Origin of the sequence: Botrimarina sp., from assembly GCF_040219535.1 — a bacterium.
In the GTDB taxonomy this organism is placed as follows: Bacteria; Planctomycetota; Planctomycetia; order Pirellulales; family Lacipirellulaceae; genus Botrimarina.
The window spans coordinates 84253-94558 of sequence record NZ_JAVJSH010000033.1; the positions used below are offsets into that span (position 1 = coordinate 84253).

General features: G+C 69.3%; 13 protein-coding genes. 10 read left to right on the forward strand and 3 right to left on the reverse strand.

From position 1 onward, the window contains the following. Both RIC11_RS19115 and RIC11_RS19120 read left to right on the forward strand, forming a co-directional pair. Window positions 1–507 (forward strand): hypothetical protein, encoded by a 507-nt coding sequence (locus RIC11_RS19115; protein WP_350213963.1) that lies wholly within the window; start codon window positions 1–3, stop codon window positions 505–507. A gap of 53 nt (window positions 508–560) precedes the next feature. Continuing rightward, window positions 561–1766, forward strand: a complete 1206-nt coding sequence (locus RIC11_RS19120) for a hypothetical protein (RefSeq protein WP_350213965.1) — start codon at window positions 561–563, stop codon at window positions 1764–1766. 59 nt (window positions 1767–1825) lie between these two features. On the opposite strand, the gene RIC11_RS19125 is transcribed toward RIC11_RS19120, so the two are convergent. Next, complete coding sequence (locus RIC11_RS19125; protein WP_350213966.1) at window positions 1826–2395, reverse strand: RNA polymerase sigma factor; 570 nt, start codon at window positions 2393–2395, stop codon at window positions 1826–1828. Between the two features lie 711 nt (window positions 2396–3106). Here RIC11_RS19125 and RIC11_RS19130 point away from each other — a divergent pair. Further along, window positions 3107–3385, forward strand: a complete 279-nt coding sequence (locus tag RIC11_RS19130; protein WP_350213968.1) for a ferredoxin family protein — start codon at window positions 3107–3109, stop codon at window positions 3383–3385. A gap of 559 nt (window positions 3386–3944) precedes the next feature. Here RIC11_RS19130 and RIC11_RS19135 read toward each other — a convergent pair. Further along, on the reverse strand, window positions 3945–4640 hold the full coding sequence (locus RIC11_RS19135) for an HNH endonuclease (protein WP_350213970.1): 696 nt from the start codon (window positions 4638–4640) through the stop codon (window positions 3945–3947). Window positions 4641–5040: 400 nt separating this feature from the next. On the opposite strand from RIC11_RS19135, the gene RIC11_RS19140 reads away from it, so the two are divergent. Next, the gene (locus RIC11_RS19140; RefSeq protein WP_350213972.1) at window positions 5041–5352 is read left to right on the forward strand and encodes a hypothetical protein; all 312 of its coding nucleotides are present in this window, start codon (window positions 5041–5043) and stop codon (window positions 5350–5352) included. A 43-nt stretch (window positions 5353–5395) separates the two neighbouring features. Beyond that, complete coding sequence (locus tag RIC11_RS19145) at window positions 5396–6448, forward strand: type II secretion system F family protein (RefSeq protein ID WP_350213974.1); 1053 nt, start codon at window positions 5396–5398, stop codon at window positions 6446–6448. A gap of 28 nt (window positions 6449–6476) precedes the next feature. On the opposite strand, the gene RIC11_RS19150 is transcribed toward RIC11_RS19145, so the two are convergent. Then, window positions 6477–6851 (reverse strand): cupin domain-containing protein, encoded by a 375-nt coding sequence (locus RIC11_RS19150; RefSeq protein ID WP_350213976.1) that lies wholly within the window; start codon window positions 6849–6851, stop codon window positions 6477–6479. Window positions 6852–7377: 526 nt separating this feature from the next. On the opposite strand from RIC11_RS19150, the gene RIC11_RS19155 reads away from it, so the two are divergent. The 5 genes from RIC11_RS19155 to RIC11_RS19175 form a co-directional block, all read left to right on the forward strand. After that, entirely contained in the window at window positions 7378–8190 is an 813-nt protein-coding gene (locus RIC11_RS19155; protein ID WP_350213978.1) for a hypothetical protein, read from the forward strand. A 74-nt stretch (window positions 8191–8264) separates the two neighbouring features. Further along, window positions 8265–8561, forward strand: a complete 297-nt coding sequence (locus RIC11_RS19160) for a hypothetical protein (RefSeq protein ID WP_350213980.1) — start codon at window positions 8265–8267, stop codon at window positions 8559–8561. A 179-nt stretch (window positions 8562–8740) separates the two neighbouring features. Continuing rightward, window positions 8741–8971: a hypothetical protein gene (locus RIC11_RS19165; RefSeq protein WP_350213982.1), complete on the forward strand. Its 231-nt coding sequence runs from the start codon at window positions 8741–8743 to the stop codon at window positions 8969–8971. Beyond that, a complete protein-coding gene (locus RIC11_RS19170; RefSeq protein ID WP_350213984.1) occupies window positions 8971–9369 on the forward strand; it encodes a hypothetical protein in 399 nt (132 codons plus the stop codon). Before RIC11_RS19165 ends, RIC11_RS19170 begins: the two co-directional genes overlap by 1 nt. Further along, window positions 9359–10306 (forward strand): primase-helicase zinc-binding domain-containing protein (locus tag RIC11_RS19175; RefSeq protein WP_350213986.1); only part of this gene is annotated, 948 nt, incomplete at its 3' end. The genes RIC11_RS19170 and RIC11_RS19175, both read left to right, overlap by 11 nt.

Below are 10306 nucleotides of genomic sequence, written 5' to 3' on the forward strand. Positions count from 1 at the left end.
ATGGCGATCGACTACTCTGTCCGCCGAGCAACACAGCACTGCGCCGCGACCGGCCGCGAGCTGCAACCCGGCGAGGCCATCGTGTCGGTGCTGCACGACGAAGCGGGCGAGGTCGTCCGCCGCGACTACAGCGCGGCCGCGTGGGACGGGCCGCGCGAGGGCGCGATTGCGTGGTGGCGGTCGCGGCTGCCCGACGACGGCAAGTCCGGCCCGGCGCCACGGGAGGCCTTGCTGCGGCTGCTGGACGAGTGGGCCGACCGGCCTGACCAGGTCGCGGCCCGGTACGTGCTCGCGCTGTTGCTGATGCGGCGCCGCGTGCTCCGGCCCCAGGCCGACGGCTTCCTGACCGGTTTGCGCGGCGACCCGAGCGGCGACGAACCGGCGCCGGCCCTGCGGCTGGTGTGCCGCGAACGGGACGAGCCGTTCGACGTGGTCGTCGCCACGCCGACGGCCCGCGAAGCGACCGAGATCGAGCAGCGCCTGGCGGAGCTGCTGGGCGCCGCTTGACCGAAGCGATCCTATCCCCAACAAGCACTCGGCTCTCCACCGCACAGCAAGTCATGACGACTCTCCAGCCGGCGCCAAGGACTGGCGCGCTCGTGCGACGATCGGTGTGGCTGTGGGTCGGGCTCGTGGTGGGCTTCTGTTCGATGGGCGCGAGCTGCTCACCCCGGGTGGGCAACCCATTCGGCTTCGGCGGCCCCCAAGCGCCGGCCGTGCTCACCCCCACCGCGACCGCCGCCGACGTGGTGGCGGCGATCAACGCGAACGCGTCGCGCGTGCAGACGTACCAGGCGCCCAACGCGACGATCGCCACGCCCGACTCGGCCGGCTTGCCGCTGGTGAACGCCAACATCGCGATCGAGCGGCCCCTGCGTTTCCGCTTGCGGGCGACCACCGCGATCACCGGCCCGGAGATCGACCTGGGGAGCAACGAGGAGCGGTTCTGGATTTGGGCGCGGCGGAACGAGCCGCCGGCGCTGTACACGGCTCGTCACGACCAGTGGGCGAGCAGCCCGGTGCGGGGGCAGGCGCCGATCGAGCCGGCTTGGCTGATCGATGCTCTGGGCCTGGTCCGGCTCGATCCGGCCACGATCTACGCGGGGCCCACTCCCAAGGGCGACGGGCTCGTCGAGCTCGGCATGCGTGTCGACACGCCCCAGGGCCCGAGCCAGCGCGTGCTGGTGGTGGACGCCACGACCGCCGAGGTGCGGGAGCAGCACGTGTACGACGCTTCTGGCGCGTTGGCGGCGAGCGTGACGGCGGACAACTACCGATACGACCCGACGAGCGGCGCGTCGCTCCCCGAGCGGGTGCGGGTGAGTGTGCCGATGGCGGGGCTCGAGCTGACGATCAACACCGGCCCGGTGACGATCAACGCGCCGCTGGGAGACCCCGCCGGCCTGTGGACGCCGCCGCAGCTGCCCGGCACGCCGATCGTCGATCTGGCGGGGGGCGCCGCGGCGCCGGTCGCCGCGGGGAATGCGTGGGACTTGGAGGGCAGGTCGGCGGCGGCCGCCGCCGCGCCGATCGCCGCGCCGTTTGGACCGCCGGTCGAAGCGGCCGCTTCGCAGGCGCCGGCCGGGTTTTGGGACTTGCCGCCGTCTGCCGCACGGCCGGCCGCGGCGCCCTTAGCGGGCCGATCACCAGCGGGCCAGTCGCCCGCCGATCCGCCGGTTACCGCGGGGCCGCGTGTGAGGCCGTTGCCCCCGCCTGCCGCTTCGAACGGCTTCGTCGGGTTGCCGGCTAGCGGCCGGTCGTTCTAGCCCGCACGGCGGAGCGGCTTGCGCAGCAGGGCGCCGACGGCGGGTTCACCTGAGCCGGTTCACGTCGGCTCGGCCATTCGACGCATCCGCATGCGGGCGCGGCTGAGGACGGGGCCGATCGAATTCTCGGGCATGCCGATTGTGCGGCTGATCTCGTTGTACGAGCGGCCTTCGAGGTGGAACATCCGCACGACCGCGGCTTCTTCCGCTGGCAAGCCGCCGAGCATCTGTGCGACTTGCTCGCGGTCGGCGACGCGTTGCTCGACCGGCGGTTCGCCGTTGGGCGTGCTCGCCGCGGCGCCGTCGTGCTGCGCGGGGCCTGGGCCGATCGTTTGCATCATGCGGCGGATCACCACCCGTCGTGCGATGACGGTCAGATAGGTGGCCAGCGAGCTGCGCCGCTGGAACGATCGCAGAGCCGCCATGTCGCGGTCGAGCAGCGTGACGAACACGTCGGCGATCAGGTCCTCGCGGTCTGCCGCCGAAAGATGGACGCCGCGGCAGTCAGCGGAGAAGCGCACCACTTGCGAGACGAGGCCGATCCAGCGATCGACGAAGAGCTCCCAGGCGTTGGGCTCGCCGCGGAGCAGGCGGTCCAGCAGGTCGCGGTCGGTCGGTGAGAGTGCCACCTGCGGTCCTCGATGGTCGGTGTGAGATCGCCGAGCGGGCCCGTGCGGCCGCTGGCGGCCGCCCGCTGGGTGAGTCGACTGCCCCGCCATCGATCCGCGCAAGGCGGGTTCGATGGGTGGGTGATCGCCTCGGTGCTGTGTCCCCCTCGCCGCTCTCTCCCATGACTCGGGGCTGCCCGTGCACCGGGCCTCCCAAGCCTTCAGGCGACCCTGCCGCAGGACTCCCCACTAGTAGGAGATTTCGAGCAACGGGCCCCACCGCCAGGCGGTCTCGCCGCGCCGTGTCGGCTGCGCCGCCTGTTTACCGTCCGTTGGCTACCGCGACAGCCTACAATTTTTTCGGCTAGGCGTGACCGCTAGCGTCACCTCAATCTTACGTGTCGCGATGTTGGGGAGCAACAAATTGGCGACCGTTGACAGCACTGGCTGGCGTTCCTAGCTTGCCGGGGAGGCGGCCGTCGGTAACATGCGTAAGCGGTTGCCCCGTAAGGGGTTGCTGCCTCGCTATCGATACCCAGTCGCAACACCGGCGCGACGCTAACGCTGCCCGACTGCTCGGCCGATTCCAGCAAAGCGTGGCGGACCGTCCGGCCCGGCTGCCGCCGCGCCGGACTGCCGCTGCAGCGCAACCACCCGATACCAGCCAGCCGCCACCAGCCAGCCGCCACCGCGGCGCCCCGTCCCCCCCCCCCCGAGAGGAGAGCCTCAGCGATGCCCCACGTCGTCACCCAGCCCTGCTTCGACTGCAAGTACACCGACTGCGTGGTGGTGTGCCCCGTAGAGTGCTTCTACGAGGGCGAGAAGATGCTCTACATCCACCCGGACGAGTGCATCGATTGCGAGGCCTGCGTGCCCGAGTGCCCCGTCGAGGCGATCTACCACGAGGACAACGTCCCCGAGGACCAAAAGGAGTTCATCGCGCTGAACGCCGAGATGGCGCCGCAGTGCGAAGTGATCACCGAAAAGAAAGAGCCACTCGCGGACAGCTGAGCGCAATCGCCGAAGTCGACAGTACGAAGAGCCGCCGGTGGGGCCCCACCGGCGGCTCTTTTAGGCCGGAGACGGGAGGCTGCAGGCCGGAGGACGCGGGGCGGCCGCAAGCGCGCCGCTCCTATCGCGAAATCAAGTTGATCGCATCCTGCAAGGCGACGGGATCCGCTCTCCAGGCTATCGTGACTAGCTGACCTAGAGAGCCCCCTTCGCCCGTCTGCCAGTTCCAATCGAGTAGCTCCCCGGTCTGGCTGAATATGTAGCGGGCTGGCCCGGAAGGCAACGATTACAGCGCGGCGCCGCCAGCCCAGACAACGCCTCGCCGATCTGAGTCGTCGATGATCGCCAGATGCTGCGGCGACGGCATCTGCTCGGAGAACGCTGTCAGTTGGTTCACGCCCGATTGCGACCCTAGCGAGCGCACCTCAGCTAGTGCAGCGGCTAATCAAACGGCAAGCACGAACGCGAGGCCGCCCAATACGGCGATCCCGGACCGACTCGGACGATTCATCCGTCCTCCGGCCTACGGCCTACAGCCTCCGGCCTGTGACGCGAAGCGTCACTTCAAGTCGACCGACCAATAGGCCGCGTCGACGAAGGTCCGCCAGCTCGCGTACTTCGGGTTGCCGAGCTTCACCGCCAACAACGGGCTACGCTTCGGCCGCACCGGCTTCTTGAAGAGCTTCATGCCGGCCTCTTCAGGCGTGCGGCCTCCCTTGCGGACGTTGCACCGCACGCACGCGCACACCACGTTGTCCCACGTGGTCTCGCCGCCGCGGCAACTGGGGACCACGTGGTCGATCGACAGCTCGCTCGTGGGGAACGCCTTGCCGCAGTACTGGCACTTGCCGCCGTCGCGTGCGAAGAGATTCCGCCGGTTGAGCCGCACCCGCTGCTTGGGCACGCGGTCGTAGTGCAACAGCCGCAGGATGCGGGGCGCTTGGATGCAGAAGTTGATGCTGCGGACCCAGTCGGCGTGCGTGTCGCCGGCCTGCTGCCCCTCGTCGGCGAACGCCGCGCGGAGCTCGCTCACCTCGCGCCAGGACTGGAAATCGTAGTTCGCGTATTGCCCGTCCTCGATGTGGATCACTTCGGCGAGCTCGCGCAGCAGCAGGCCGAAAGCGCGTCGCACGTCGATCACGTGGATCGCCATGTACTGGCGGTTGAGCACCAGCACGCTGGCGTTGAGGCCTGAACCGCCCCCAGCGGCCCGTCGCGGCGCCAGGGCCGTGGGAATCGTCGCTGCCATCGCCATGCCGTTTTCGCTCCTAGCTCCGTCGCCAACGCGGCGCTGGCTTCGCGCCGCTGTCGGCCCGCGTGCTCTGCACGCCGGCCTGCCGAGGGACAAACTGTCGCGATCGATCGGACCCGCGGTGCGGACGGGGAGTTCGCGCCGCCGCCGCCCGAGGGCCCCGGCTTCTCGAACCGATGTCACGCACCGCTTGTCTGCCTGATCCTAGTCCGGCGCACCACGCCGAGCTAGTCAAGCGCCCGGGAGCGACAACCGGTTTCACACAATCTTCAGGACGGCCGCCGGCCGGGGGTGTCGGGTTGCTGCCCCAGGCGCCCCCGACGTACGATGCCCAGTCGGGACAGCGTCGGGGCGCGACGGAGTCGCGCCGTATCTCATTGATCCCTCCAGGGGCCTCTCCCACATGATCCACTACACGTGCGACGGCTGTGGCCGGACGATCAATCTAGACGACGAAACCCGTTACGTGGTCCGGCTCGAGGTCTACGCGGCTATCGACGACGACGACGCGCCCGACGTGGTCGACGTGGTCGACGAGGAGGACCACCTCGACGAACTGGAAGACCTGCTAGAGCGGATGGACGAGCTCGACGAAGACGAGGACCAGCGTCTGTACCGGCAGGCCCGTTACGACCTGTGCCCGCAGTGCCGGGAGCGGTTCGTGCGCAACCCGGTGGGCCGCGGGGCGACGCGCCTCGGGTTCAGCGACAACTGAACCGCGACCGCCACCCGCCCGCGCCGCACCCCCCCGGCCACGCGTGCTGCTCGACACGATCAACGCCGGCGCGCCTGCCTCCGCGGCCAAGCTCGCCGGACTTTGCGACCGCATGGCGGTCTCGCTAGACGCCGGCATCGACCTCCGCCGCGCCTGGCGTTCCGAAGCGAAGCGCTCCGGCGGCCGGCTCGGACGGGCGGCCGAGGAAGTCGCCGACGCGATCGACCACGGAACGCCGCTCGACGAGGCGATGGCCGCCGCCGGGAGCGTCTTCCCGCCGCTGCTGGTCGAGCTGGTCCGCGTCGGCGAACAAACCGGCTCGACGCCCCGCGTGTTCCGCCGCCTGGCGCGGCACTACGAGCACAGCGTCGGGCGCACGCGGATGTTCCGGCAAGCGGTCGCTTGGCCGGCGATCCAGCTCGCGCTGGCGTTGCTCGTGGTCGGCCTGCTGATCGGCATCGGCGGGGTGATCGGAGGGCCCGGCCGAGCGGTCGACTTCCTGGGCTTCGGTCTGACCGGCGCGTTCGGCTTGGCCGTTTACGTGAACGTGGTGCTCGGCGCGGCGCTGTCTTTGGGGCTCGGCGTGATGGCCCTGCGCCGCCGCCCCGCATGGGCCGCTGGACTCCGCAAGCGGTTGGTGCGGACGCCGGTCGTTGGCCACGCCCTACAAAAAATCGCGCTGGCGCGGATCGCCTGGGCGCTGCACCTGCTGCTGAACGTCGAGATCGACCTCCGGCGCTTGGCGCCGACCGCGTTGGCCGCGTCGAACAACGCGTTCTACTCGCAGCACTCGGGGAACGTCGCCGAGCTCGTCGGCCGGGGCTACCCCCTCGCCGAAGCCTTCGGCCGCACGCGGGCGTTCCCTCCGGAGTTCCTCAACGAGTTGGAGGTCGCCGAAGAGACCGGCATGATCTCCGAGTCGATGGAGCGGCTGTCGCGCCGCTACGAGGAAGAAGCCGACGACGCGCTGGCGGTGCTCACCCGCGCGGCGGCCGGCCTCGTGTGGCTGTTGGTGGCCGGCGTGATCGTCCTGCTGATCTTCCGCCTGTTTGCCTTCTACCAGGGCGTGCTGCAGGACGCCCTGGGCGGCTTGTGAACGGCGTTCGCGGCAGGCGTTTGCCACGCTAGCCCGCCGCGCCCCCTTCCGGATCCCGGCGCACGGTTTCCGGTGAAAACGCCGGCAGGCACACCGCCAGGTACTCGGCGCCGGCGGGGGTGCTGTACCGGACCCACTCGCCCGGCTTCGTGACGACCGCTTGGCCCGCCGACACGAGCAGCTCGCCCGCTTCGTGCTCGACCCGCAGGGCGCCTTGCAGGACGACGGTCATCTCTTCGAACTCCGGCCGCTGCGCCGGCTCGGTCCAGCCCGGTGGAGAGACCATCCGGGCGACGCTGACGGAGTCGTGGCCCGAATTGACCCGCCCGATGAACTCTTCGATCCGCTTCGGCGGCTCGCCGGCGGCCTCGACGATCGACGGCGCCGCGATGAGCTGGGGCATAGAGAGATCCGAAAAAGGTCGTCGCGCCTCGTGCGGAGCGGGGCGGCGTGGCGCCGGCGACGGGCCCACCCGATACCGCTCAGCAAATCAGTACCGGAGGAGGGACTCGAACCCTCACGGGGTTGCCCCCAATGGATTTTGAATCTCCGCTCCGAACGCTGCTGGACGTTGTTAGTATCTAAACCCCGAGGTTTACGGCCCTCGCGGCTCGGCCAAGCAAGCGGCCGAGCGGCGTTTGGGTAACACCCAAGGTAACACCCCCCGCGCCAGTTTGTACTCCCGCGGATCGCTGTAGAATACCCCGACCGGCCCGCTACGGCGGACCGGACCTGAGCCAGCGGCCTGATCACCGCGTCGGCTCCCCCGTCGATCGCCGGCCTACCAGGGGCGACGGCGGGGGGCCGGGCTCTCTTCCCCTGGTAGGAGACCCGCGATGGCCGTCGCAAACGGATTTGCGCTAGAGCTGCTCACGCTGCGCGACGAGCTTCTCGCCCACGGGGACTATGCGGAGTCGGCGGCCCGTTTGATGGCCGGCCTCGGGTTCGTCATCGATCCACCGCAGGGGCTCGACCCGAAGGCCTTCCCGCGAGGAGCAGACGCGGCCGAGCGGCTGATCGAAGAACTCGAGAAGCTGGCCGAGTGTGTGGACGGTTGGCCGCGCCTTCCGTCCGCTCTAGCTAGGAAGGCTCTCGCCGCCGGGGCGACACACGTGGGCGGAGTCGCGGTCCCTGGCTCCGACAGCAATGTCGTCGCGGTTCGCAGGGCCGCAGACGCCGCGGTGCACTACCTCGCCGTGGCAGAGCGCGAGGGCATTGACATTGTTCGCATGCACCTGAAGGAGCACCTGGCATACCCCGACGTCGCCCGCCTGCCGGTGATGCTCCCGCTGTTCGACTTCACGGCCGTGCGCGACCGGCTGAACGGCGAGGTGGCCTACGCGCTGGACTGGGCCCGGTTGAATCTCCCTCCTGGCGGGGAGCAGGAACGGTCGCGGCCGGCGATATCCGACGGGGCCGATTCAAGCGACGGGCGGCCGCCGACTCTCGCCGGCGACACCGCTGTCGAAACGGCCGAAGAAGATCGGCTTCAAAGCATCCGACAGGAGCGAATTAGGAAGCTGAGCGATACCGATCGGATCTGCTACCGAGCTCTTGAGCGGCTCTGCCAGGACGACAACGACCTTCGCTACTTCAGCCGCCAGGACTGGATCGACGCCACGCCTTACGAAGAATCGACGATCAAGCGGGCCACGACGAAACTCTTAGATCAGAAGCTGATCAAGCACGGGCCGAAGGGCAGGAAGTTTCGGGTCACAAGATGGCCCGAAGATGGCCCATAGCTTGGCCCGAAGCTGACCCGATCTAGCGACCACACTCCTTTCAGCGTTGTTTCCAACCTGACAGGAGTGAGACCGTGCCTAGGACTCGCAAGCGAACCACCGGCCCCGGCCGGCCCACAGCCCACATCGCCAACACGAGCCACATCGACCCGAGCGTGGTCTACACGCGGGCCGGCGTCATCACGGCGTCTGGCGTCTCCGCGACCCGGCTGGCCCTTCTGGCCGCCGAGGGCATCAAGCCGAACTGGTTCAGCCTCGGCCGCAGGCAGTTCGTGTCGGGTGCCGACTTCGTCGCGTTCATGAAGCGGGCCGCCGAGCACGAAGCGGCGAAGAAGGCCCGCGAGGCTGAGATCGCGGCGTACGGCGACTGAAGCTCTGCAGTCACCCCCGCCCGGCCGCGTCGCGCGCAAAAAAAGTGCCCGACGCCGCGAGCCACCGCGACGCCGGGCCAACCGAAAGGATTCACACAGTGGACTCTGACCCCCAATGCACGTTCGCGTCAAGACGCGACCCGGATGACCCGCCCCTGCCGGGGCCTCTCGGTAAGGCAGTGGACGATCCCAACTGGGGCTACTACTGCGAGCTGAGGTCGGGCCGCGCCTACCACTTCAGCGGCATCACGGAGCTCGGTGACGGGTGGATCCTACTTCACCGGTTCGACCGTGCCTGCGTCTGCCCCACGGTCGCCCCCGCCCTGCACAAGCGTTCGCTGCCGGTGCCAAGTCGCGGCCTGATGGTCCGCTTGAGCGACATCCTCTGGGTCGCTGAGGAGGACAGCTGATGAGCACGTCACTCAACGGACGCGACGACTACCACGACGACGACCAGGCCGAGGGCTTCCCCGAGCCCGACTCAGCCCTGAGCCACTACGTCGCAGAGTTCGGGTCGAGCAAGGCGCGAGAGGCTCTCTACCAGCTTCACGACGCGGGCCTCGACCCGTGCGGTCTGAGCGAAGGGCGAGCGCTTGTCGCGTGGGACCTCGAGCACGCGTACCTGCGGCCGCTTCGGATCCGCGATGTCGAGCGGTTTTGGCTCGTGATGCGAGACATCGGCGGCACCGTGGCCGAGTGGCGCGCGGCGCTCCGCGAGTTGAGAGCGTCGGCGATCCAGCTTGAGCGCGAGCTCGAGGCGGTGCGGCGCGAGGTGGGCGATTCGAAGGAGGTGTCGCGTGCCAGTTGACTACACGACGGCTGCCGACTTCGCGCCCGCGACCAACCAGGGGGGGAACGGCCGCCCCGCACGCGGCAAGCGGGGGCTCGACAAAGAAGAAGTCCGCGCCGCCGCTGCGGGCCGCTGGCGAGAGGTCCTCGAGGCCGCGGGGTTCGACCCCGCCACCCTAGATGGGCAGCACCACGGCTGCCCGCGCTGCGCAGGCACGGACCGCTTCAGGTACGTCGATTCAGCGGCCGGCGCCGTCTTCTGCAACCAGTGCGGACGCGGCATTGGCGACGGGTTCGCGAGCGTCGCGTGGCTGCAGCAGATCTCGTTTCCCGAGGCGGTCGAGTTCGTCGCCGATGCGGTCGGGTTCACGGTGGGTCCAGCCAGGAAGGTGGTCTCCGCCGCGCCTCCCGCGCCTCCCGCGACCCCAGCGCCTGCAGCTCCGCCGCCTGCGTCGTCGACTGCAGCAGCCCCAGAGGTCGATCCGGCCGCGGACATCGCGTGGCGCGAGTGGGATTCGGATTTCAAGAAGTACGCCGCGCAGTACGCCGAGGCCAAACCGGGGGTGACGGTCGATGCGATCAAGGCCGCCGGCGGGCGACCGGCCATCTTCACGCGCCGCCGGAAGGATGGGCGTACAGAACGCGTCCCGGTGTTCGCGTTCGCAATGACAGATGCGAGCCTGGACCTATCGAAGCCGACAGGCTGGGTGGCTGTCGTCGCGAACGGCGCGCCGTTCTGGAAGAGCGGTCCGAAGGTGATGCTCACCCCCGGCAGCAAGTCCGGCCTCCTCGGCGGCCACGCGATCGAAGAACTCAAAGCCTGTCGGCAGCACGACTCGCTCGCTCGACTCCACTTGTGGCGCTGCGAAGGGCTGAACGACCTGCTCGCCTTGTCCGGGACGATCCCAGACTCCGAGCGCAGCAGACACGTGGTCATCACCAGCGGCGCCGGATGC